22 protein-coding genes are annotated in these 22,770 nt (G+C 33.2%); 18 read left to right on the forward strand and 4 right to left on the reverse strand.

Annotated features, from left to right (window positions below; translation table 11 throughout):
- The first annotated feature begins 27 nt into the window (after positions 1 to 27).
- The 15 genes from argD to BG262_RS03455 all read left to right on the forward strand — a co-directional run bounded on the left by argD (position 28) and on the right by BG262_RS03455 (position 14,532).
- Complete coding sequence (gene argD, locus BG262_RS03385) at positions 28 to 1,161, forward strand: acetylornithine transaminase (RefSeq protein WP_070787476.1); 1,134 nt, start codon at positions 28 to 30, stop codon at positions 1,159 to 1,161.
- Between the two features lie 55 nt (positions 1,162 to 1,216).
- Positions 1,217 to 2,269 carry an N-acetyl-gamma-glutamyl-phosphate reductase gene (gene argC, locus BG262_RS03390; protein WP_070787477.1) on the forward strand — a complete coding sequence of 351 codons (1,053 nt, stop codon included), beginning with the start codon at positions 1,217 to 1,219 and terminating at the stop codon, positions 2,267 to 2,269.
- Positions 2,270 to 2,290: 21 nt separating this feature from the next.
- Complete coding sequence (gene argJ / locus BG262_RS03395; RefSeq protein WP_070787478.1) at positions 2,291 to 3,484, forward strand: bifunctional ornithine acetyltransferase/N-acetylglutamate synthase; 1,194 nt, start codon at positions 2,291 to 2,293, stop codon at positions 3,482 to 3,484.
- A gap of 23 nt (positions 3,485 to 3,507) precedes the next feature.
- A complete protein-coding gene (gene argB, locus BG262_RS03400; RefSeq protein WP_070787479.1) occupies positions 3,508 to 4,245 on the forward strand; it encodes an acetylglutamate kinase in 738 nt (245 codons plus the stop codon).
- Positions 4,246 to 4,261: 16 nt separating this feature from the next.
- The gene (gene argF / locus BG262_RS03405) at positions 4,262 to 5,269 is read left to right on the forward strand and encodes an ornithine carbamoyltransferase (RefSeq protein ID WP_070787480.1); all 1,008 of its coding nucleotides are present in this window, start codon (positions 4,262 to 4,264) and stop codon (positions 5,267 to 5,269) included.
- Between the two features lie 378 nt (positions 5,270 to 5,647).
- Positions 5,648 to 6,976, forward strand: coding sequence for a sensor histidine kinase (locus tag BG262_RS03410; RefSeq protein ID WP_083312884.1), 1,329 nt, complete (start codon positions 5,648 to 5,650; stop codon positions 6,974 to 6,976).
- On the forward strand, positions 6,976 to 7,707 hold the full coding sequence (locus tag BG262_RS03415; protein ID WP_070787482.1) for a LytR/AlgR family response regulator transcription factor: 732 nt from the start codon (positions 6,976 to 6,978) through the stop codon (positions 7,705 to 7,707). The genes BG262_RS03410 and BG262_RS03415 overlap by 1 nt, the downstream gene beginning before the upstream one ends.
- Positions 7,708 to 7,809: 102 nt before the next feature.
- Positions 7,810 to 8,916 (forward strand): ribosome biogenesis GTPase YqeH, encoded by a 1,107-nt coding sequence (gene yqeH / locus BG262_RS03420; RefSeq protein ID WP_070787583.1) that lies wholly within the window; start codon positions 7,810 to 7,812, stop codon positions 8,914 to 8,916.
- Between the two features lie 381 nt (positions 8,917 to 9,297).
- Positions 9,298 to 9,606, forward strand: a complete 309-nt coding sequence (gene yhbY / locus BG262_RS03425) for a ribosome assembly RNA-binding protein YhbY (protein WP_070787483.1) — start codon at positions 9,298 to 9,300, stop codon at positions 9,604 to 9,606.
- A gap of 22 nt (positions 9,607 to 9,628) precedes the next feature.
- A complete protein-coding gene (locus BG262_RS03430; protein WP_070787484.1) occupies positions 9,629 to 10,231 on the forward strand; it encodes a nicotinate-nucleotide adenylyltransferase in 603 nt (200 codons plus the stop codon).
- The gene (yqeK, locus tag BG262_RS03435; protein ID WP_070787485.1) at positions 10,224 to 10,814 is read left to right on the forward strand and encodes a bis(5'-nucleosyl)-tetraphosphatase (symmetrical) YqeK; all 591 of its coding nucleotides are present in this window, start codon (positions 10,224 to 10,226) and stop codon (positions 10,812 to 10,814) included. Before BG262_RS03430 ends, yqeK begins: the two co-directional genes overlap by 8 nt.
- Positions 10,815 to 10,820: 6 nt before the next feature.
- Positions 10,821 to 11,852 carry an alpha/beta hydrolase family protein gene (locus BG262_RS03440; RefSeq protein ID WP_070787486.1) on the forward strand — a complete coding sequence of 344 codons (1,032 nt, stop codon included), beginning with the start codon at positions 10,821 to 10,823 and terminating at the stop codon, positions 11,850 to 11,852.
- Between the two features lie 19 nt (positions 11,853 to 11,871).
- Positions 11,872 to 12,231 (forward strand): ribosome silencing factor, encoded by a 360-nt coding sequence (gene rsfS, locus BG262_RS03445; protein ID WP_070787487.1) that lies wholly within the window; start codon positions 11,872 to 11,874, stop codon positions 12,229 to 12,231.
- Positions 12,232 to 12,240: 9 nt separating this feature from the next.
- Positions 12,241 to 12,978, forward strand: a complete 738-nt coding sequence (locus tag BG262_RS03450) for a class I SAM-dependent DNA methyltransferase (RefSeq protein ID WP_070787488.1) — start codon at positions 12,241 to 12,243, stop codon at positions 12,976 to 12,978.
- A 420-nt stretch (positions 12,979 to 13,398) separates the two neighbouring features.
- Entirely contained in the window at positions 13,399 to 14,532 is a 1,134-nt protein-coding gene (locus BG262_RS03455) for a nucleotidyltransferase (RefSeq protein ID WP_070787489.1), read from the forward strand.
- Positions 14,533 to 14,557: 25 nt separating this feature from the next.
- On the opposite strand, the gene BG262_RS03460 is transcribed toward BG262_RS03455, so the two are convergent.
- Entirely contained in the window at positions 14,558 to 15,196 is a 639-nt protein-coding gene (locus BG262_RS03460) for a hypothetical protein (RefSeq protein ID WP_070787490.1), read from the reverse strand.
- Positions 15,197 to 15,360: 164 nt separating this feature from the next.
- On the opposite strand from BG262_RS03460, the gene BG262_RS03465 reads away from it, so the two are divergent.
- The 3 genes from BG262_RS03465 to BG262_RS03475 all read left to right on the forward strand — a co-directional run bounded on the left by BG262_RS03465 (position 15,361) and on the right by BG262_RS03475 (position 18,952).
- Positions 15,361 to 16,074 (forward strand): YebC/PmpR family DNA-binding transcriptional regulator, encoded by a 714-nt coding sequence (locus BG262_RS03465; protein WP_070787491.1) that lies wholly within the window; start codon positions 15,361 to 15,363, stop codon positions 16,072 to 16,074.
- 169 nt (positions 16,075 to 16,243) lie between these two features.
- Positions 16,244 to 16,864 carry a helix-turn-helix domain-containing protein gene (locus BG262_RS03470; protein WP_070787492.1) on the forward strand — a complete coding sequence of 207 codons (621 nt, stop codon included), beginning with the start codon at positions 16,244 to 16,246 and terminating at the stop codon, positions 16,862 to 16,864.
- A 117-nt stretch (positions 16,865 to 16,981) separates the two neighbouring features.
- Complete coding sequence (locus BG262_RS03475; protein ID WP_070787493.1) at positions 16,982 to 18,952, forward strand: glycoside hydrolase family 65 protein; 1,971 nt, start codon at positions 16,982 to 16,984, stop codon at positions 18,950 to 18,952.
- A 109-nt stretch (positions 18,953 to 19,061) separates the two neighbouring features.
- On the opposite strand, the gene BG262_RS03480 is transcribed toward BG262_RS03475, so the two are convergent.
- The 3 genes from BG262_RS03480 to BG262_RS03490 all read right to left on the reverse strand — a co-directional run bounded on the left by BG262_RS03480 (position 19,062) and on the right by BG262_RS03490 (position 22,589).
- On the reverse strand, positions 19,062 to 19,901 hold the full coding sequence (locus BG262_RS03480) for a sugar ABC transporter permease (protein ID WP_070787494.1): 840 nt from the start codon (positions 19,899 to 19,901) through the stop codon (positions 19,062 to 19,064).
- A gap of 1 nt (position 19,902) precedes the next feature.
- Positions 19,903 to 21,258 (reverse strand): carbohydrate ABC transporter permease, encoded by a 1,356-nt coding sequence (locus BG262_RS03485; protein ID WP_070787495.1) that lies wholly within the window; start codon positions 21,256 to 21,258, stop codon positions 19,903 to 19,905.
- Between the two features lie 68 nt (positions 21,259 to 21,326).
- Positions 21,327 to 22,589: an extracellular solute-binding protein gene (locus BG262_RS03490; protein ID WP_070787496.1), complete on the reverse strand. Its 1,263-nt coding sequence runs from the start codon at positions 22,587 to 22,589 to the stop codon at positions 21,327 to 21,329.
- Between the last annotated feature and the right edge of the window lie 181 nt (positions 22,590 to 22,770).

The following is a 22,770-nucleotide window of genomic DNA, read 5'->3' on the forward strand; positions in this document are numbered from 1 at the left end:
ACATAAAATAAAATATGAGGTGAATATATGGGAACTTATTTGTTTTCTAATTACTCAAAGAAACCTTTTGAAATTATGTCAGCAAAAGGTTCTTATGTAGTAGATAGTTTAGGTGAAAAATATTTAGATTTAACTAGTGGTATTGGCGTATGCAATCTTGGATATCGTAATCCTAAACTTGAGAATGCCTTGATTGAACAATCTGACTTAATATGGCATATGCCTAATTTATATGTAAGTAGTCTTCAAGAAGAAGTTGCACAGAAGCTATCATACAAACAGAAATATCTAGCTTTCTTTTGTAACAGTGGAACAGAAGCAAATGAAGCTGCCATAAAATTAGTGCGTAAATATACAGGAAAAACTGAAATTATAACATTTAATAATTCCTTTCATGGTAGAACTTACGCAAGTATGACAGCAACAGGTCAGTCTTCAATACACGATGGATTCGGCCCCTTACTAGAAGGCTTTACCTATATGACTTATAACGATCCAAAGTCTATAGAAGCTATTACTAGTGATACTGCAGCCGTTATGTTAGAGCTCGTTCAGGGTGAAGGTGGAGTTATACTTGCTGACTATAAATGGATTCAAAATCTTAGCAAGGTTTGTAAAGACAACGGAGTTCTGTTAGTTATAGACGAGGTACAGACAGGTATTGGACGGACTGGTTCAACTTTTGTCTTTGAACAGTATGATATTGAACCAGACATTTATACAGTTGCTAAGGGGCTTGCTAATGGAATCCCAGCAGGTGCAATGCTAGGTAAAAAAGAGTTAGGAAGTGCATTTACTCCTGGGACCCATGGTTCAACTTTTGGTGGTAATAAGCTTGCGATGGCAGTGGCCAGTCAGGTTTTAGATATCTTTGAAAATACATCGATTTTAGATCAGGTTAAAGAAAAAAGTAATTTTATATTTGAAGAGGTAAAAAATCTAGATTCAGCTAAAATCAGTCAAATCAGGGGATTAGGTTTAATGATTGGAATCGAACTGAAGAAAGAATTTCCTGTAGAAAAAATACTTAGTGATTTAGAAGGAAAAGGGATTTTAGCTCTTCGAGCTGGTCAAAATACTTTGCGCTTACTTCCTCCTTTAACAATAATTCAGAAAGAACTTGAAGAAGGTCTTAGTTCATTAAAGGAAGTTTTAGAATAATCTTGGCAGAAGCTAAGAATATATATTTTAAATAATAAATGAAATGGAGGTAGTTATGAGGGCAGCAATTATTGGAATAACAGGATATACGGGACTTGAGCTTTTGCGACTGATGAATAAACATCCATTTCTTGAAATTGGTGGCTTATATAGCCACTCTTATGCTGAACAAAATTTGGACGATGTTTATCCTTATTTAAAAAAATTGGTTAAGGATAATCAATTAATAAAGGAATTTGATGCCAAAGAAATAATGGCTGACAATGATTTAGTTTTCTTTGCTACACCTTCAGGGGTTTCAAAGGATCAGGCTCAGATTTTCTTAGATGCAAATTTTCCTGTAATAGATTTATCTGGTGATTATCGATTGAAAGACGCATCTGAATATGAAAAATGGTATAAGTCTTCTGCAAGTCATAAAGATTATTTGGGTAAGGTTAACTACCAAGTAGCTGACTTGGCTCATTTGGAGAAGAAAAGTATAAAGAATAGTTCTTATATTAGTAATCCTGGTTGCTATGCGACTGCAACAATTTTAGCTCTAATACCTTTGGTAAAGGAAAAGTTAATTGATTTAAGTTCAATCATTGTTGATGGTAAGTCGGGTCTTTCAGGGGCTGGTAAGAAACTAACAGATACCAGTCATTATGTAACGGCTAGTGAAAATATGACCCTTTATAAGGTTCATGAGCATCAGCATATTCCTGAAATTATTCAGTACTTAAAAAATTGGGATAATGATTTACAGGCTTTACACTTTACAACGAGTTTAATTCCTGTAAAACGAGGAATTTTCATTACAGCCTACGCCAAGGTAAAAAAAGGTGTTGCAGAGTCAGATTTACAGCAAGCTTTTGAAAATATTTATGCTGAAAAATATTTTGTACGTTTACAAGAAAAAGGTAAACTTCCAGAACTTAGACAGGTTACTGCTAGTAATTATTGTGATATTGGACTATCTCTCAATAATGATACGGGAGTGGTTACGGTTGTTGCCGTAATTGATAACCTAGTTAAAGGAGCAGCAGGACAAGCTATACAAAACTATAATTTGTGGGCTGGAATTGATGAGAAACTAGGATTGGAGGATATTCCTAGTTTCCCTTAAAAGTTATAAGAGGAATTATATATGGAAATAATAGATGGTAGCATGGCAAGTCCAAAAGGATTTCATGCCTTGGGTTTACATTGTGGAATCAAGAAAAAGAAATTGGATATTGCCTGGATTTACTCAGAAGTTCCAGCGAGTGTTGCGGGAGTTTTTACAACAAATCAAGTAAAGGCAGCACCAGTAATTCTTGATAAGGAAGTTATAAAAAATGGAAAGATACAGGCTATAATTGCAAACTCTGGAAATGCTAATGCTTGTACTGGTAAACAGGGCTTTGAGGATGCACTTTCAATGCAAAAATTAGTTGCAGAAAAACTTGAAATTGATTCTAGTCTGGTAGCTGTTGCTTCAACAGGAATCATTGGTCAAGCCTTACCCATGGATAAAATTGAACAAGGAATATGTGATTTATCTAAGAATCCAGAAAATGTTCACGGCTTTGAGAAGGCTATTTTGACAACCGATACTAAAGAAAAGATGATTACTATAGCTGATACTATCGGAGGGAAGGAGGTAGTTATCTCGGCTTGTAGTAAGGGATCTGGGATGATACATCCTAATATGGCGACTATGCTTGGATTTGTGACAACTGATATTAATATAGATTCAGCTCTTTTACAGGAAATCTTATCAGAATTAACTGAGGTTACCTTCAATCAAATTACAGTTGATGGGGATACATCTACTAACGATACGGTCTTGATTATGGCAAATGGACTAGCAAAAAATAATCCGATAGTTAAAGAAAGTACAGATTATCAATTGGTCAAAGATCTTTTTAAATTTGTATTAACTTTTTTAGCCAAAGAAATTGCGCGTGATGGTGAAGGTGCAACTAAACTAATTGAGGTTGCAGTTGAAGGAGCAAATAGTAGTCAAGATGCAAGAATGTTAGCTAAATCCGTTGTTGGTTCTATGCTCGTGAAATCAGCAATCTTTGGTCATGATCCTAACTGGGGAAGGATATTATGTAGTCTCGGTTATAGTGGAATAAGTTTTAACCCAGAAGATGTAAATATAGAATTGGCAGGAATTCCAGTTTTTAAAAATGGACAACCAATAGATTTTGATCATAAAAAAATGAAAAAAGCTTTAGTTGTTGATGAGATTAAAATAGCCGTTCAAGTAGGAAGTGGAAGACACACCGGCAAAGCATGGGGCTGTGATTTGACCTATGACTATGTAAAGATAAATGCTCTTTATCATACCTAGTTAGAGTTTAAAGGAGAAGAAAAATGAAAACGATAGTTGTAAAGATGGGTGGAGTTGCTTCAGATAATTTAGATTTTGAGTTTTTCCAACAAATTAAATTTTGGCAAGCTCAAGGTCATAATATTGCCATTGTTCATGGCGGAGGTAACTATATTTCGCAGATGATGGAAAAAATGAATGTTCCAGTAGAAAAGAAAAATGGTCTACGCGTAACCAATCAAGTGGCTCTTGATATTGCACGCTTGGCTTTGCTTGGACAAGTTCAACCCATGTTGACAGGTCGTTTTCAGGCAGAACATATTTCTGCCCTAGGATTAAATGCTGCCTCTGATAGATTAATTGAAGGTCATATTATAGATTTTCATAAGTTCGGTTATGTTGGTCAAGTGGATAAAATTAATATTTATCTTCTAGAAAATTTAATGGAGATTGGGCAAGTCCCAATTATTGCTCCTTTGGGTATGACAGAAGATGGTCAATGGCTTAATATCAATGCTGATGATGTGGCTGCACAAGTTGCAAGCCAACTTCAGGCAGACGAGCTTTATCTTTTGACCGATGTCCCAGGAATTAAGAAGGAAAATATATGGATGAAAAAAATTCCTACTGAAGAGATTGATGAACTTAAAGACAAAAAGATAGTTACAGGTGGTATGCTTCCTAAGATTGAGAGTGCCAAGAAGGCGCTTAAGGCCGGAGTAGGGGCAGTATTTATTAATAATTGTATTAGCAGTAAGGGTACTGAAATTGGCGCCTTTTAGAGTGAGGAGATGATATATGGAATTTCAAGGTAAGAGTTTTTTAGCGGAGAAGGATTTTAGTAAGCAAGAATTAGAGTTCTTGATAAATTTTGCTATTCATTTGAAAAAATTAAAAAAGTTAGGCGTTCCTCATCGTTATTTAGAGGGTAAAAATATTGCTCTTCTTTTTGAAAAGACATCAACTAGAACTCGTTCGGCTTTTACGGTGGCTGCTCTTGATTTGGGTGCCCATCCAGAGTTTTTGGGAGCTAACGATATACAGTTAGGAAAGAAAGAATCGGTTGAGGATACTGCTATCGTGCTTGGTAGTATGTTTGACGGTATTGAGTACCGTGGGTCTAGCCAGCAGGCAGTAGAGGACTTAGCCAAGTATTCAGGTGTTCCTGTTTGGAACGGCTTAACTAACGAGTGGCATCCTACACAGATGATTGCTGATTTCATGACCATTCAGGAAAACTTCGGTCATTTAGAGGGTGTTAATCTTTCATATATTGGTGATGGACGTAACAACATGGCAAATTCGCTGTTAGTAACGGCTAGTATTTTAGGAGTAAATATTAATATTGTTGCTCCTGAAGAGTTACAGCCTGATACAGATATTGTAAATATAGCAAGAGAGTTTGCTAAGGGTTCGGGGGCAAAAATATTAATTACATCAGATATTGATCAAGGGGTTGAGGGTGCTGATGTTATTTATACAGATGTTTGGGTTTCTATGGGAGAAGAAGGTGAGTTTGAGGATAGGGTGAAAAAACTTTTGCCTTATCAAGTAAATATGGATATGATTCAAAAAGCACAAAATAAAAATTTAGTCTTTCTTCATTGCTTACCTGCATTTCATGACACTGAAACTAGCTATGGCAAAAAAATATTTGAGCAGTTTGGTATTGGTGAAATGGAGGTTACTGATGAAGTGTTTAGAAGTTCATATGCCAGACAGTTTGAACAAGCAGAAAATAGAATGCATTCCATAAAAGCGATAATGGCAGCTACTCTGGGAAATATCTTTATTCCAAGTAATTGACTTTTCAATTATTTATTATGAAACTACAATTAAATATCCAACTGTTATTAAATTTACATAGATTTTGACCGTTTATGACGTTTTTCTTACCATTCATGAAATTTCTATGTACTTATAAAAGAATAAGATGTAAAATAATCACAAGGTGATAAGGGGAAATATTACTGGATATTTTAATAAATTCTCGTGTGTATCATGGCCTGATGCATATGAGTTGCATAGTCAAAGTCTATTGTAATCATAGGGATAGAATTTGGGTAGAGGCATGCTGGGGAGTATGTCTTTTTTGTTGTCATAAAGCTAAATTGATGGATATCAAATATTTGTTTAAATATTAAATAAGATATTCATGGGTTAAAATCTCTTCTACATGTTATAATGTTAGGAAAGAAAGGATTGCCTATGTTTGTTTTATCCGTAGTTACTCAAGTTATCTTATATTGGTCAATTTTTTATCAGATTTCGAAAATAAAGATTAAACCACTATTTGTGGTAATTTCGGTTGCTTATTTTTTGGCTACTACTTATTTTTTAGATGCTTTTAGTATTTTTGATATAATTCCTTTTTTTGGTATGTATGCTTACTGTATGGAAGGAGTTAAACAAAAATCTTTAGCTTACTTTTATGCAATTTATACAGCTTTTGCCTCAGTGTTGTTAACCAACTTTTCAGATGCAATCCTCTATGAATTTGGTATGGGGAATTTCTATGACAAGCATTTTATGTTAATGGACTCGGTTACTTCATTAGTCCCGATATTTATCCACTACGTAATACTTAAAATCTCTCGTATTGACTTTGATCAAGTGGATACTAACTGTCCTTTTATTAAGAAGAATTTACTTCTTCCAGTTAATATAATTCTTTCAATCTTTTATTTACTGATTATTTTTCTTTCTTATTATGAAATTATTTTGAGAAAGTCAAGTACTGCGTCGGAATATACCAAGTATATTTTGTTCTTAGAAATCTTTGGTTTCTTTGCGATTTTAGCATTTATAGGAAATAGGATTAAAGATTACTGGAGGATGCAGATTGATGAGACTAGAGAAACACAATATCATAACCTCAATCTTTATATAAATGAGGTTGAAGGGATGTATCAGACTATTCGTGGTTTTAAGCATGACTATAGTAATATGCTTATCAGTCTTAAGCAGAGTGTTGATTCAGGTGATATCTGTCAGGTTCAAGAGACTTATGAAGAAATTTTGAATTCAGCCAATCTAAAACTGACGGGTAGGACTATAAATATTGCTGAGCTGGCTAATGTAGGAGATCCGGCTGTTAAGAGTATTTTGTTTTGGAAGCTAACTGAAGCCAGGCAAAAGCATATAGAGGTTTCAATAGAGATTAAAAAGTATATTGAAAAAATTGATATGGATATTTTAGATTTTGTTCGTCTGACATCCATTATTCTAGATAATGCAATTGAGGAGGCTGTGACGACTGTAAATCCCAAGCTGAATTTTGCTCTAATAGAAGAAGAACATGAGATAGTCATGGTAGTGCAAAATTCTTGGAATGTTAAAAACATTGCTATTAGTAGAATTTTTGAAGAAGGGTATTCTTCAAAGGGTGAAGGGCGAGGAACTGGTCTTTTCAATGTACGTCAAATTATCAATTTATATGATAACACTTCAATTGATACCGAAATTGATAACCACTACTTTACGCAAATAATTTCAATTGGAGATGAAATTTAATGAATATTTTTATACTTGAAGATGACGTTTTTCAGCGTAATAGATTAGAAAACCTACTTGAATACTTAAAGATAGAGAAGGGATATAATCTACATATTGTAGCTTCCACGGAGAATCCAAGGCAATTAATAGATTTAATTAAAAATTCTTCTGAAGAAAATCTTTACTTTCTTGATATTCAGATTAAGGATGAGGATAAGAAAGGGTTGGAAGTTGCGCAAATTATTAGGGGAATAGATGAGAAGGGAACCATTGTTTTTGTAACCACTCATTCAGAATTTGCTGCTCTTACATTTTCTTATAAGGTTTCTGCCTTAGACTTCATCGCAAAGGACTTAGATAACGTTAATTTTGATAAGCAAATTAAAGAAGTCATTCAGTTTGTTGAACAAAAAAATAAGAAAGATGAGCGAGAAATGCTTGTGATAAATACTAAGTTTAAGGACATACGTGTCCCTTTAGATGAGGTACTTTATTTTGAAACATCTTCACAGCCACATAAGCTTATTTTAATAACTAGTAAAAAAAGGATTGAATTCTACGCAAAACTTAGTGATATTGAAGGAAAAAATCCTAAGCTTATCCGAACTCATAAATCCTTTGTAGCAAATATTGATAATGCTGTAGAACTAGATAAAAGTAATTTAACAATTAAATTCTTTAATGGAGAACAATGCTATGTTTCGCGTAGGAAGATAAAACAAATCCAAACTTTAATTGATGAAAAATAATAAAACCACCAAAATTTTTGGTGGTTTTATTTAGGAAATCTTCAAGTGGTTATACATTAGTCTTTTTGCTATAATGAAAGTATGAATAATGAAGAATTAGATTTGAAAGATTTACGCTGTATTGGTTGCGGTGCTATACTGCAAACTGAAAATAAGGAGTTATCAGGTTATACTCCAAAATCAGCCCTTGAAAAAGGTTTAGAGACTGGCGAACTTTACTGTCAACGTTGTTTCCGCTTGCGTCACTATAATGAAATTGCAGATGTTGAGATGACTGATGAAGATTTCTTACGTCTCTTAAATGAGCTTGGAACAACAGACGCTTTAGTTGTTAATGTAATTGATATTTTTGATTTTAACGGTTCAGTTATTCCTGGGTTACACCGTTTTGTGCAATCAAATGATGTCTTATTGGTTGGGAATAAAAAGGATGTTTTACCTCATTCAGTTGGGACTGGCAAATTAACTCAGTGGCTTAAGGAGAGAGCACATGAGGAAGGATTACGTCCAGTTGATGTGGTGTTGACAAGTGCCTTTAATCAAAATGATGTTCGTAACCTGATGAATAAAATTGATGAATATCGTAAGGGACGAGATGTCTATGTTGTAGGTGTTACAAACGTAGGTAAATCAAGTCTTATCAACTCAATCATCAAAATTGCTACAGGTGAAGAAGAAGTTATAACAACTAGTCGTTTTCCTGGTACGACTCTTGATAAGATTGAAATTCCACTTGATGAAGATTCTTTCTTGATTGACACGCCAGGTATTATCCACCGTCACCAAATGGCACACTATCTAGGTAAAAAAGACTTAAAATTAATCAGTCCTAGTAAGGAAATTAAGCCAGTAACTTATCAACTTAATCCTGATCAAACCCTTTTCCTAGGTGGTTTAGCACGTTTTGATTATATTAAGGGTGAGAAGCAAGGCTTCACAGCTTATTTTGCACGTGACCTTAAACTTCATAGAACTAAGTTAGAGGGTGCTAGCGAATTTTATCAAAAACATGTAGGTGGTATCTTAACTCCCCCACAGGCTGATGAAGTTGCTAACTTTCCTAAACTTCGCCGTGTTGAGTTTTCAATCAAAGAAAAAACAGATTTAGTATTTTCTGGTCTTGGATGGATTCGTATGGCGCAACCCGGAGTTGTAGCTTGTTGGGTACCAGAAGGTGTTGATGTTTTAGTTAGAAAAAGTATAATTTAAAAAATATTTCATTGAGAGCATACTAATTGGTATGCTTTTTTGCTTAAAATATTTTTTCATTTTAAGATAGTAATCAACATCATTGATAAAATGAAAAAAATCAGTATTTTTCCATCTTAATAGTTTTGGAATACGTATAATATTGACAATTTATGCTATACTTTATAATGAAACCCTTGAATTGAAGAAAATGTAAAAAATAAATAGTAATAAATTAAAAAAATTTTATTACTTGCGGAACTTTATAAAATTAACTTTTTGGCTTAGAGAAAAAAGTTATGTGCATATATGTATTGAATTGAGAAAATAATAATATTGTGGAAAAACAAATTAAAATTTTAAAGGGTTTACTAAAATAAAGTAAATTAATAAGAGGTTATAATGGAATTAACAAGTAAACAAAAAAGTTTTTTGAAATCGGAAGCTCATCATTTAAGTCCGATTGTTCAAATTGGTAAAAATGGTATGAATAACGAGGTTAAGACTAGCATTCGTAATGTACTTGATGCACGTGAACTAATCAAGATTAGCCTACTACAAAATACTGACGAAACTGTGGAAGATGTTGCAGATGCGTTAGAAGAAATGGGATTCAATGTAGTTCAAAAAATCGGACGTATTGTTGTAGTATTTAAAGTATCTGATAGAAAAGAAAATCGTAAGATTTCAGCTAAAGTTAAAGCAATCTAAGAATAGGATAGGTGTAATTTAGATGGCAATTGAGCTTTTAACCCCTTTTACCAAGGTTGAACTTGAGAAAGAAAAAAATAGCAATCGTAGACAGATTGGAATTTTAGAAGGAACTTTTAATCCTGTTCATAATGCCCATTTGATAATTGCTGATCAGGTTCGCCAATCATTAAATCTTGAAAAAGTTCTCCTAATGCCTGATTTTTCAGATACTCAACATGTTGTTAAGATGTTGGAACTTGCACTTTTGGATTTTGAGCAAAGCAATTTAGGAATTGAACTTGTAGCCTATGAAAACCCAGTGACTTCACCCTATAATTTAATGAAAATTTTGACAGAGAGAAATCCTGATGTTGATTTTTATTATATCTTAGGTGGAGATAGGGTTGGGGAGCTTCCGACTTTTTACATGATTGATGAATTGGTAAAAATAGTTCAACTTGTCGGTGTTCAAAGACCAAAATATAGGGTTGGGACAAGCTACCCACTAATTTGGATTGATGTGCCAGTTCTTGATATCTCATCAACTTGGATACGAGAACAAGTCAAACAAGGTTTGAAACCTAACTATTTACTACCGAATTGTGTCTTAAATTATATTTTAAAGGAAAATCTTTATGTCTAAATATTACCCAGAACTTGGATTAACAAGAGAAAAATTATTAAAAAAAGTTAAATCACAAATGAGTAAAAAGCGCTATGAACATGTTCTTGCAGTAGAGGAGCAAGCTATTAAGTTAGCAAAAATTCATGGTGTTGATGAATATAAGGCAGGACTAGCAGGTTTATTGCATGATTATGCTAAAGAATTACCAACAGAAGATTTCAAAAGACTTATTATTGAATATGAATTAGATAGAGACCTGTTATCTTGGGGAAACAATGTTTTACACGGTATGGTTGGTATTTATAAAATCCAAGAAGATATAGGTCTGAAAGATGAGGAGATTCTTCATGCAATAAAAGTTCATACAGTAGGATGCCCCGAAATGTCTGACTTGGATAAAGTTGTGTATGTTGCTGATTATATTGAACCACATAGAGACTTTCCAGGTGTAAATAAAGCAAGAAAATTAGCCAAGGAAGATTTGGATGAAGCTGTTGCTTATGAAACCAGAGGAACAGTTAAACATTTAATTGATCGAGAAATTAAAATTTATCCGCAGACACTTGAAACCTACAATTACTATATTGATTATTTAAAGTGAAGATGAATGAAAAAACAAAGTAAAACTAATATAATAGCGGTAGGAACTACCTTAGTAGCCAGTGGATTAGTATTCGCCTATCTTAACTATCTTGAAAGTAAGAAGAGAATAGACAAGAGGGCGAAAAGGAATTTTAAAAAATATATTTTTACTAATTTTCCCCAAGTTAATGATATTGAATTTGGTGAATTTAAGAGTTCATCCGTAGTTGGCTATCAGCATATAAATACACACTTGGATGGTTATCAATTAATCAATCTATCTAGTCGAGATATAGAGGAAAAAGATTTTTCTATTCGTTGGATGAAAAATGAATTTCCAGATTTGAATCTTTCTTTTAAAGAAAACTCTAAAATAACTGATAGAGATTATAATGTACTATCTGATATGGTTTATTATGCAGATGGTAAAAAGGCAATTAAAGATGGTATACCAAAGGTTGATGTAGGGGATATAATTCTTACATCTACTCAATATCAAAGTGAGCCATTTGAGGTGGTTTTGGCTGAAGATAATCAAGAAAATGGTATGCAAGTTATTGCTTGCAAACGAAATAATGATATTGTTATTTCTTATGCTGGGACAAATATTGACGATAATTTAGATGTGATTGCTGATGCAAGAACAATAATATTTGATGAAAAGATTCCTGATGAAACTAAGGACAGTCAATGGTTTACAGCCAAGAAATTTTATGAACAAGTAGTAGAAAAATTTCCTGATATGGAAATAAGTTTAACTGGTCATTCTCTTGGAGGTTATCTAGCTCTTGCAATAGGAGCAACATATGAGAGACCTGCCACAGTTTTCAATGCACCAGATCCAAGTCGAATTATAAGTGATGAGGCTCGTTCTTGGATGAAAGAGAATAGTAAATTTTTAAAAAATTATCGTAATAACCTTGATTTGATTGGAAATTTTGGAGGAGATAAATGTGATGTGGGGGTCGTAATTGACAAAAACAGTGGGGCAGATCCTGCTGTAAATCACGGAATATCAACTTGGAATTTTGACCAAGAAGGAAATGTAAAAAAATAAAAAATTAATGAGGAAAAATATGAATACAAACAAAATTATTGAAACAGTTGTTAAGGCAGCTGACGACAAAAAGGCTCTTGATATCGTTGTTATGGATATGAAAGAGGTTAGCGGAGTATCGGATGCTTTTATTATTATGGAGGCTATGAATACACGTCAAATCGGTGCTATTGTGGATAACATCGTGGACAAGGTTGAGGAAGAAGGTATTGAGGTTCATCACATTGAGGGTAATCCAAATAGCGGTTGGGTCTTAATTGATTTACTTGATGTGGTTGTAAGTGTATTTTCACATGATGAACGTGGATTTTACAATCTTGAAAAACTTTGGTCTGATGCACCATTTATCGATGTGTCTAACATGATTGGAATAGATTAAGGAAGAAAAATGGCGATTTACGAAGATTTTGCGCGTGTCTATGATGATATTATGGACCAAAGTCTTTACGACGCATGGTATGACTTTACAGTTCGCCATATGTCAAAGGACACTAAAAAAATATTAGAGCTTGCTTGTGGAACAGGCAAGCTTTCGCTTAAGTTTGCAAGCGAAGGATATAAGGTTTACGGACTAGATTTTTCAGAAGAAATGCTGACGATTGCCTATAATCGTGCGGTTGACGCAGATGTTGATGTTGCTTGGATTGAGGGTGACATGCGTGACCTTGGTCAAATAGATACCTACGACTTGGTTACTTGTTACTCAGACTCAATATGCTACATGCCGAATCAAGAAGAGGTTCAAAAAGTTTTTGATGAAGTATATGGAAGTCTAAATGAGGGTGGAACATTCATATTTGATGTTCATTCGATTCATCAAATTGATGATGTTTTTCCTGGTTATTCTTATCATGAAAATGATGAAGACTTTGCCTTCGTTTGGGATTCATATCCTGGAGAAGAAGAGCATTCAATTACTCATGAGCTAACTTTCTTTGTACAAGATGAAACTGATGGTAAATTTAATCGTCGTGATGAGGTACATGATGAAAGAACCTACTCAATCTACAACTATCAAATCATGCTTGAGAATGCTGGTTTCGATGATGTTAAGGTCTATGCAGACTTTGAAGATAAAGAACCGACAGAAGAAAGCGCACGCTGGTTCTTTGTAGCTAAGAAGTGATCCTAACGTTCTTCGAACGACGGTGTCGATAAGTCTAAAGTAACTATCTTTATAAATAAATCTAGTTACAAGACTTAGTCGCGATTCAACCGTTTAGATTTTGAACATCACTAATAACCTAGGTTAACGCTGTCGATTTTACTAAACAAATAAATTTGTAAGTAAAACTCGCAAGGAAGTTTGCAGTTCATTAACTTTAAACGTGGTTTAGCTAATGCTGAAAGCAACGCTGTCGATTATACTAAAGTAAGCGGAGCTTACTAGTATAAATCGCAATCTGTAAACAACTTGTAAGAAAAATCTGGTTGAAGAATCACGACAAAGAAGTGATCCTAACATTCGTTGAACGACTGTGTCACTAAATATGGGAATATGTTTCCGATAAATCAATAAATTTTTTCAAATAATGAAAGGGACCATATGGAAGAAGGGCAAAAAGTAACGGGTATTGTAGCTGAATTCAATCCTTTTCATAATGGCCACAAATACCTTCTGTCGCAAGCAGAGGGTATTAAAATTATCGTCATGAGTGGTAACTGGCTACAGCGTGGAGAACCTGCAATAGTTGATAAATGGGCACGAGCTAATATGGCGCTTGAAAATGGTGCAGATTTAGTGATTGAGATGCCAGTGCTTGCTAGTGTTCAGGCAGCAGATTTTTTTGCTAAAGGTGCAATTGATATTCTTAAATCACTAAAAATTAATAATTTGGTTTTTGGAACTGAGTCTGATTTAGATTACCAAAGGGTTTCTGACATCTACAAAACAAAATCGGAAGAGATGGAAGATTTTTTACAAACACTATCGGAAGATTTATCTTATCCAGAAAAGACACAACTTATGTGGCAAAAGTATACAGATCTGAGCTTTGATGGCAATACTCCCAATCATATTTTAGCTCTTGCTTATATAAAGGCTCTTGGGGGCTATGAAGCGACTTTATCGCCAGTTAGGAGATTGGGACAAGGTTTTCATTCTAAGGAACTGACAGGTGATTTTGCAAGTGCTACAGCCATTCGTAATAGTATTGATCAACCAGAAAGATATTTTAACTTCGTCCCTTCTTTAGTAGCTGATACTTTGAAAGATTCACCTAAAGTTTCTTGGACAAATTTCTTTCCTTTACTTAAATATAAAATCATTTCATCTGACATATCTAATATTTTACAAATGAATACAGAATTAGAAGTTCGAATAAAGAGAACTATCGATAAGGTGAATTCAATTGACGAGCTCGTCGAAGAGGTTTACACTAAACGTTATACTAAGGCGAGAATAAAGAGGTTGCTAGTTTACATTCTACTTGACATAAAAGAGGGAGCAGGTATTGTTTCATCTAATAAAATTCGAGTGCTTGGTTTTACAGAGGCTGGACAAAAGCATTTGAAGTCTATAAAAAAAGATGTAGAATTAGTTGCAAAAATTGGTAGTATTCCTTGGGATGTAGAAAGTCAAAAAGCAGATGAAATTTATATGCTTGCTGATACAAATATCCAAGAACAAAATTTTGGAAGAATTCCTTATAGATATAAAAAGGCACCCGTCGATAAATAATCGATGGGTGTTAAAATTATAAATTCTATTTTTCTACTTCTTTAATTGAACTAAGAATTTCATTGTAACCTGTCTTGTTTTTTTCATAATTTGATTTAAGAGACCAAAAACTTACACGAATATAAGAGTCAATACCTTCTATTACATACTCACTACAAACAAGATTCATTCCAGATTTTTCAGTATCATATGTTGCAAGTTTTGAGTTTTGACCATTTATTGGTTCAATATCGTTAAACTTAACCGGTTTATTTTTTATTGTTGGATCTTCAGCAAATGTATTTTCTCCCAGGGTAGTAAAAGCATTGATATCTGTAAAATCTGATTTATTTTCAATTAAAATTGCCAAGCTTACACTTGTTTTAAAGTTGCTTGCATAAAATACTGCATCTGTATCAGGGTTATCTTTTTTATCTTCTTGCGTTGTGTTTTCCCAGCCTTTAGGAAGTGTGATTTGAAATTCTTTTGCATCATCCGGATTTTTAAAAGTTTCCACTTTGTTAGTTGGTTTGTTCTCTTCTTTAGATTGACTGTTTTTTTCAGTTTTCTCATTTTTCCCAGATTTGATTTCTTTTTTGGCTTCTACTGGTTTATTATTCCAACATCCAGTTAAAAATGGTAGAGATAGGCAACCTAGCAAAATGATAGTAAATATCTTCTTCATAAAAACTCCTTTAAAGTTGTTATCGTTTACATATATTTTAACATAATTTTTAGTTTCAACAACGCCACTTTATAATTATGTAAATGATATAAAGAAAAAATTATTTTAACCTTTGCCTAAAATATGATAAAATATGTAAGAAATTAAGATATGGAGGTTCCAAAATGGGACGTAAATGGGCAAATATTGTCGCTAAAAAAACAGCAAAAGATGGAGCTACTAGTAAAGTTTATGCAAAATTTGGTGTAGAAATATATGTAGCAGCTAAGCAAGGGGATCCAGATCCTGAATCAAATGCAGCACTTCGCTTAGTATTAGAGCGTGCTAAACAAGCACAGGTTCCAAAACATATTATTGACCGCGCAATTGACAAAGCAAAAGGTGGAGCTGATGAAACCTTTACAGAAGGTCGTTATGAAGGATTTGGTCCTAACGGTTCAATGATTATTGTTGACACGTTGACAAACAATGTAAATCGTACAGCAGCAAATATCCGTACAGCATTTGGTAAAAATGGTGGTAATATGGGTGCAAGTGGTGCTGTGTCTTATATGTTTGATAATACAGGTGTTGTTGGTTTTAAAGGCGATGATACAGATGAAATATTCGAATATTTGATTGAGCAAGACATAGAAGTACGTGACGTAGAAGCTCAAGATGATCAAATCATTGTTTATTCTGAACCAGAAGATTTCCATAAAACAATGGAAGCTTTAAGAGCACATGGAATTTCAGAATTTACTGTAAGTGAACTTGAAATGATTCCTCAATCTGAAGTTGAATTGTCTGGAGAAGATTTAGAAACTTTTGAAAGATTAGTTGATATTCTTGAAGAAGATGATGACGTTCAAAAAGTTTATCACAATGTAGCTGAATAATAATTAAACCAGAGAAATCTGGTTTTTTTTGTGTAAAATTTGAAAAAATAGGTCGTTTTAGCTTTGTAAAGCAATCCTATCGTGCAATATTTTGTAAATTAAGTTATGCTATCTTTATCATATGTATAAAACATTTTAAAGTAAATTTAGAAAGGAGAGAAATATATTTTTGGATATAGGTAATCAGATAAAAGAGAAAAGAAAAGAAAAAGGATGGACTCAAGAAGAGTTAGGCAGAAAGCTAAATGTTACAAGAGCTGCTGTATCTAACTGGGAAGCTGGTAGAAATTATCCTGATATAAAAACAATTGTTGATATATCGGATATTCTTTCAATCTCTTTAGATAAATTGTTGAAAGGCGATACAGAAATGGTTGACAAGATTGTAAAGGACAACAAGAAAATAAGAAAGGAAAGATTAATATTTTTCATTTTAACTTTTGTTTTATTTTTTATATTACTGATTATAACTTTTGATAGGTATAAGAATATTGAACTCAGTAACTCAAATCAAATAAAACAAGTAGAGATTGATGGAGATAATTTACAAATTAATACAAATTTGCCTCTTTACAGAAGCTTGACAGGATATTTTATAAATAATAACAGGTATCATGAAGATACAATTCAAATTGAATTGACAAGCTCTATGGACTTTTCTCTTAAACATCAAGAAAAAATGAATATTGAACTTCAAAATAATTTATCGAAAAAAGTGAAATATGTTGAAATTATAAATTCAAAAGGCGAAGTATTTAAAACAGTTGAAACAAATAAACATATTGAATGATATTTGATGATTTTCAGTGCTACATTAATTTAAAAATGTATATAATAATAGATTCATAACTGTGATATAATTAATGTGTGATAACAGATACAATACTATAGTTAGGAAGTTGAAATAATGAATGGATTTACAGTAGGATTAGGCGATTTGGGAAACACTTCGATACAAAATGTTGAGACCCTCTTTGCTCAGGCAAATGGTGCTCTTGGGGTTAGATCTAGTCTTCCAATTTTAGATTCTGACAGTAACCCTGGATCGTTTCTAAATGCATATTATGAAAGTCATGACATCATTTATGGTGAAAATGCCTATGGTTATGCTAAAAAGCATGAGACAATGGTAAAACTTTTCGATATGAGGAGTATAGACATTGAAATACTAGGCGATAATAATTTAAAGCTTCAAAAAGAAGATATTAGTTTAGATATGGCAAAAGGTATCTTAAATGAAGAATATATTTATACTACAATTGATGGTAAAAGGATAAAAATTGAATTAGAATCTTTTGCAAGTCATTTTGATCGAAATGTTTATGCTCAAAAAATAATAATAACTGCCTTGAATTTTTCAGGACAATTATCTATTAATAAGAGTGTAAAGCATATCCTAGCAAAAAAAGATGAAGATTTTGATCCAAGGGTAAAAGAAGCTAGTGTTAACTTAATAGTAGAGGAAAATAAGTATACGACTCCGAATAGTAATTTAAGTTTTTTCGTTAATTTTGATGAAATTAATGAGAATCTAGAAATTAATGAAGGTGAGTCTGTAACTTTTAAACAGATATATCAAATTTCTCGTGAAAATAAATTTACCAGTCCTACTTATGATCATCTTAAAGAAAAACAAATAGAAATTTTTAACCGCTTCTGGGAAAGTTCCGATATTGAAATTGAAGGAGATGAAAGGCTACAAAAAGGTATTCGCTTCAATTTATACCATTTATTTAATTCAGCTGGGAGAGATGGACACAGTAGTTTTGGTGCTAAGGGATTAACTGGTGAAGGGTATGAGGGACATTACTTTTGGGATACAGAAATGTATTTGTTACCATTCTTTGTCTACACTCAACCTGAAATTGCCAAGTCGCTTTTAACTTACAGAACTAACATCTTGGATAAAGCACGTGATCGTGCTGAAGAGTTGAGCTTTAAGGGAGCTCTGTTTGCATGGAGGACCATTGATGGACATGAAACATCAGCTTACTACCCAGCGGGAACTGCACAACTGCATATTAATGCTGATATTGCTTACGCATTTGAACTTTATGAAAAGGTAACAGGTGATTCTGACTTTATTGAAAAATCATCAGATGTCATATTTGAAACTGCAAGATTTTGGTATAGTTATGGCTTTATGTCTGAGCGTGGTTTCGAAATACATGAAGTTACAGGTCCTGATGAGTACACAGCTTTAGTAAATAATAACTACTATACAAATAAAATGGCACAAAATAATCTTAATTATGCATGTAAATTGGCTAAAAGGATGAATGTTAATATAGAGGAAGCTGCGAAATGGGAAGAGGCTTCAAATGAAATGTATTTGGGTTATGATATTGAAAGAGGTATTACAAAGCAAGATGACTCGTTCCTTGATAAGCAAGTTTGGGATTTTGAAAATACACCTAAGGAAAACTATCCTTTACTTTTACATTACCATCCAATGACTATTTATAAATATCAAGTTCTTAAACAAGCTGATACCATCTTAGCTCATATGCTCTATGATGTTTCAAATGAACAGATGGAACGAGATTTTGATTTTTATGAACCATTGACTACTCATGACAGTTCTTTGTCAAAGGCAATCTATGGTGTGGTTGCGAGTAAAATTGGTCGCAGTGATGTTGCTTATAAATTCTTCAAAGAGGCTGCGACAATGGATTTAGAAGATCAACAAGGCAATTCAAGTCATGGAATACATGCAGCTAATATGGGAGGCTCGTGGCTAGGATTACTATATGGTTTTGCTGGATTAAATATTAATAATGGTGAAGTGATAACACATAATAATTTGCCCAAAGAAATTAAGTCTTTGAAGTTTACGTTAACTATTAATGGTGAAAAACGAGAGATATTAATAAAATAGTAAAAAAAATGAGAGGAATCTTTCTCTAGTTTTACATTTTTAATGATTTATCATAAAGGAATTAAAAAAAGAAAATCGAAGCTTCGATTTTCTTTTTTTGTAAGATATTTTAACCTTTAACACCACCTGATGTGATACCTTCAACGTAATATTTTTGCATGAATATAAATAGGAGGGTAATTGGCACTGCTATGATTACACATCCAGCAGTAAAGGTTGTAAACCAATTATTAATTTTATCTTGAGTTACCATAGAAAATAGACCAATAGCAACGGTATATTTTTCAACTTTGTCTCCTAAAATTACTTTAGCAAAGATAAAGTCCATCCAAGGAGCCATAAAGCTCATGAGGGCAGTATAAACGATAATTGGTTTAGATAGTGGAAGAGTTATCTTGAAGAAAATATCAGCCCTTGTAGCACCGTCAATCATTGCTGATTCATCGAGTGAATATGGGATCGTATCAAAGAAACCTTTTGCTATATAAAATCCAAGTCCAGCTCCTGCTGAATATACAATAACCAAAGCAGTAAGAGTTTGGTCAAGCCCCATTGCCTTCAATATGTAGTAAATTGCAATCATACTCATAAAACCAGGGAACATGTTAAGTACAAGTGCAAGTTTCAAAAAGCGATTACGATATTTGAAACGAATACGACTTAAAGAATATGACATTGCTACTATTATGAATGTTGATATTATACAAGTGAAGATAGCAACTATTAATGTATTTATAAACCATTTTCCAAAAGGAAATGATGGATTTGTAAATAGATTTGAGTAATTTTTAAGTGTAAATGTCTTAGGAATTATGTACTGAACAGCCATTCCTCCTTCGCCACGGAAGCTAGTCATAACTATCCAGAAGATAGGGAATAACCAGACAATAGCCAAAACAAATAGTAATATATAAGTAAATGCTAAATTTTTAGTTTTAGTTTTATTCATGTTATAGCCCCTCCTTATATGAATTGGTTCTAGTATAAGCTAGTAAGCTAAATACAGCACTTAGTGTAAAGATAAATATTCCGACAACTGAAGCTAGATTGTAGTCGGCGGCCTCAACAGTAAGTTTGTACAACCAAGTAACCAAGAGGTCAGTTTCACCAGCTTGATAGTATTTTGGATTAGATGGTGTACCACCTGTAAGCAGATAGATAACATTGAAGTTGTTTATGTTTCCAATAAATTGTTGAATCAAAGTTGGTGTCATAATCAATAAAATCTGTGGGAAAGTAATAGATCTAAATATTTGGAATTTGTTAGCCCCATCAATTTCAGCGGCTTCTAATTGTTCAGAAGGTAGATTCATAATAATACCTGTTGCTACAAGCATTGTTACTGGGATACCAACCCACATATTAACAAATATAATAGTAATTTTTGCCATTAAACCGTTAGTGAGGAAAGGAATCGGTGCACTGATTAATCCCCATTTTTGTAACAATGTATTAACTGGTCCCCATGAACTTAAAAGATTTTTCATTGTTAATAGAGATACGAATTGAGGAACTGCCATTGTAATAACGAATAATGTTCTCCAAACCTTTTTACCTTTCAAACCTTTAGTATTTATTACTAATGCAAGTAAAATACCGAAGAAGAAAGTAGTAGCCGTAGCAAATACTGCCCAAATTAAAGTCCAAGATAACAATGGTAAGAATGTGTTTGCCATACGTCCAGTAAATACATTAGCAAAGTTAGATAATCCAACCCATGAGAATAAATGTTTTGGAGGTAGATGCAAATGATCATAGCTAGTAAAGGCTATTAAAATCATATACACTAATGGTAAAACTGTGAAAATTACAATTCCGATTAGAGGAATTGCCATTAACGTCATGTGGAATCGTCCATTAGCAAGTGTTTCAAAATCTTCTTTAAATGATGGAGCTTTGATACCAGCTTTATGAAGAACGAATAGTTTTCGATTACTTTTAAGACCGCACCAGAAGATATATGCATAGACCAAGCAGAATATAATTGCAGCTAACCCAAAAATCATGAGCAACATTGAGTTATCACCGTCAACAGTAACCTGCATCTCAATACCGTCAACAACTTTTGTTTCAACACCTTGAGTATGGGTACCTAGTGTAATTAATCCATATAAAGCGGGGATTACTTGTAGTACGAATGAGATTAGGAAAAAAATTTCTGCTAATAAATATGCAAGTCCTTTGATTATTTGTTTATTACGAAGGTTGTTTAAACCAGAAATAATGAAAGATAACTTAGTGATCAAATCACCTTCTTTGAATACGGTTTTCATAGGTACTAAACTATGGTTAGTAGATGTATCCATAATAAATCCTTTCTATAAAAATAAGGGGCAGGCACGTATTTGCCTTGCGCCCCCTAAAAATTGTATGATTATTTTTGACCAGAGATATCTTTCATAAGTTGATCAAGTGAAGATTTGTATTGATCAGGTTTGATTTTACCAGTATATGCACCAGACATAGTAGCTCCAGTAGAAGACCAGAAATTAGTCATTTCAGGAATCTTAGGCATGATTACAGAGTATTCTTTACCAGACATTGTTGCAACAGCACTAGCAATTTCACTGTTTTTAACTGCGTCAGACTCTTGAAGTTTTTTATTTGTAGGAACAGTACTACGAGTAGGTTCTTTAAATTGAGCATCTTGGAATTTTTCAGAAGAGAAGTATTCAGCTAATTTATAAGCTTTAGAAATTCTTTCTGTATCCCCGTTTGCTGGTGCTTGGTTAACTGCAAATACTTGTACACCTAAGAATGCTTTTTGTTGAACTTCTTGCCCACCAATATTAATTTTCGGATATACTGCTATACCAAGATTTTCTTTACCAACAGCTTCTTCAGCTTTGCTTAAATCCCATGGACCTGATTGGAATGCTGCAATGTCACCAGATTTAAATTTAGCTAGCCCATCTTCTTTAACGTTTACAAAGTTTTTATTGTTCTTTTGGTCAGCAACCCATTGAAGGACTGATACACCTTTATCATTGTTCCAGTTAGTTCCGTTTGGATCTTCACCATTTGGTCCAAATAAGTCAAGTCCCATTGACATAAATAAAGGAGCCCAGTAGTAAGCATTCACTTCTTCAAGTGATGATCCACCAAATTTAGCTTTGCTTATAATACCTTCATATGTTTTAACATCGTCAGCTGATAATTTTGTTTTATTGTAGTAGTAAACTAACGATTCTACACCAAATGGAAAGGCATATTCTTCACCCTTATAAGTTACGGCTTGAACAGCACTGTCAATTTGTTCATCATTGATTTTTTTTGAAAACTGTTCAGGAATTTTTTGAAGTACACCTGATTCAACTAGTTGACCAATATGATCATGAGGAGCGGCGAAAACATCAGCAGCTTTGCTTGGATCTTTTTTGATATTTTCTTGAGCTTTTGAAGCATCACTCTCAATGATTTCTAGTTTAACATTTGGATTTTCAGATTCGAAGTCCTTAACATTTGCCTCATAGAATTTTTTTGAGTCTGTTGGAACCCAAACTTTTAATGAGACTTTTTTATCTGAACTACCAGATGACTCAGATTTTTTTTCTGATTTCCCACCACAACCTACTAATAGAGTAGTAGCAGCTAGCGCAGTAGCCCCTGCAAGAGCAAGCTTTTTCCAATTTTTCATTTAATAATACCCTCCTAATGTGTATTAAAGTTAGTTTTTTTTGACACATCATTTTTGACATGTCTTTCTAAGACTTATTATGCAATCGTTTTCACTGAAAGTCAAGTGTTTTTATGTGTTTTTATGTAAGCGATATAAAACCATTGCCCACAAGCTTTTGAAATTACAACCAATTCATTGC

It is taken from the genome of Floricoccus penangensis, assembly GCF_001832885.1.
In the GTDB taxonomy this organism is placed as follows: Bacteria; Bacillota; Bacilli; order Lactobacillales; family Streptococcaceae; genus Floricoccus; species Floricoccus penangensis.

Bases quoted from the DNA above. Each gene is read 5' to 3' on its own strand.
- argD (WP_070787476.1), top strand. From the start codon at position 28: ATGGGAACTTATTTGTTTTCTAATTACTCAAAGAAACCTTTTGAAATT.
- argC (WP_070787477.1), top strand. From the start codon at position 1,217: ATGAGGGCAGCAATTATTGGAATAACAGGATATACGGGACTTGAGCTT.
- argJ (WP_070787478.1), top strand. From the start codon at position 2,291: ATGGAAATAATAGATGGTAGCATGGCAAGTCCAAAAGGATTTCATGCC.
- argB (WP_070787479.1), top strand. From the start codon at position 3,508: ATGAAAACGATAGTTGTAAAGATGGGTGGAGTTGCTTCAGATAATTTA.
- argF (WP_070787480.1), top strand. From the start codon at position 4,262: ATGGAATTTCAAGGTAAGAGTTTTTTAGCGGAGAAGGATTTTAGTAAG.
- BG262_RS03410 (WP_083312884.1), top strand. From the start codon at position 5,648: ATGTTAGGAAAGAAAGGATTGCCTATGTTTGTTTTATCCGTAGTTACT.
- BG262_RS03415 (WP_070787482.1), top strand. From the start codon at position 6,976: ATGAATATTTTTATACTTGAAGATGACGTTTTTCAGCGTAATAGATTA.
- yhbY (WP_070787483.1), top strand. From the start codon at position 9,298: ATGGAATTAACAAGTAAACAAAAAAGTTTTTTGAAATCGGAAGCTCAT.
- BG262_RS03430 (WP_070787484.1), top strand. From the start codon at position 9,629: ATGGCAATTGAGCTTTTAACCCCTTTTACCAAGGTTGAACTTGAGAAA.
- yqeK (WP_070787485.1), top strand. From the start codon at position 10,224: ATGTCTAAATATTACCCAGAACTTGGATTAACAAGAGAAAAATTATTA.
- BG262_RS03440 (WP_070787486.1), top strand. From the start codon at position 10,821: ATGAAAAAACAAAGTAAAACTAATATAATAGCGGTAGGAACTACCTTA.
- rsfS (WP_070787487.1), top strand. From the start codon at position 11,872: ATGAATACAAACAAAATTATTGAAACAGTTGTTAAGGCAGCTGACGAC.
- BG262_RS03450 (WP_070787488.1), top strand. From the start codon at position 12,241: ATGGCGATTTACGAAGATTTTGCGCGTGTCTATGATGATATTATGGAC.
- BG262_RS03455 (WP_070787489.1), top strand. From the start codon at position 13,399: ATGGAAGAAGGGCAAAAAGTAACGGGTATTGTAGCTGAATTCAATCCT.
- BG262_RS03460 (WP_070787490.1), bottom strand. From the start codon at position 15,196: ATGAAGAAGATATTTACTATCATTTTGCTAGGTTGCCTATCTCTACCA.
- BG262_RS03465 (WP_070787491.1), top strand. From the start codon at position 15,361: ATGGGACGTAAATGGGCAAATATTGTCGCTAAAAAAACAGCAAAAGAT.
- BG262_RS03475 (WP_070787493.1), top strand. From the start codon at position 16,982: ATGAATGGATTTACAGTAGGATTAGGCGATTTGGGAAACACTTCGATA.
- BG262_RS03480 (WP_070787494.1), bottom strand. From the start codon at position 19,901: ATGAATAAAACTAAAACTAAAAATTTAGCATTTACTTATATATTACTA.
- BG262_RS03485 (WP_070787495.1), bottom strand. From the start codon at position 21,258: ATGGATACATCTACTAACCATAGTTTAGTACCTATGAAAACCGTATTC.
- BG262_RS03490 (WP_070787496.1), bottom strand. From the start codon at position 22,589: ATGAAAAATTGGAAAAAGCTTGCTCTTGCAGGGGCTACTGCGCTAGCT.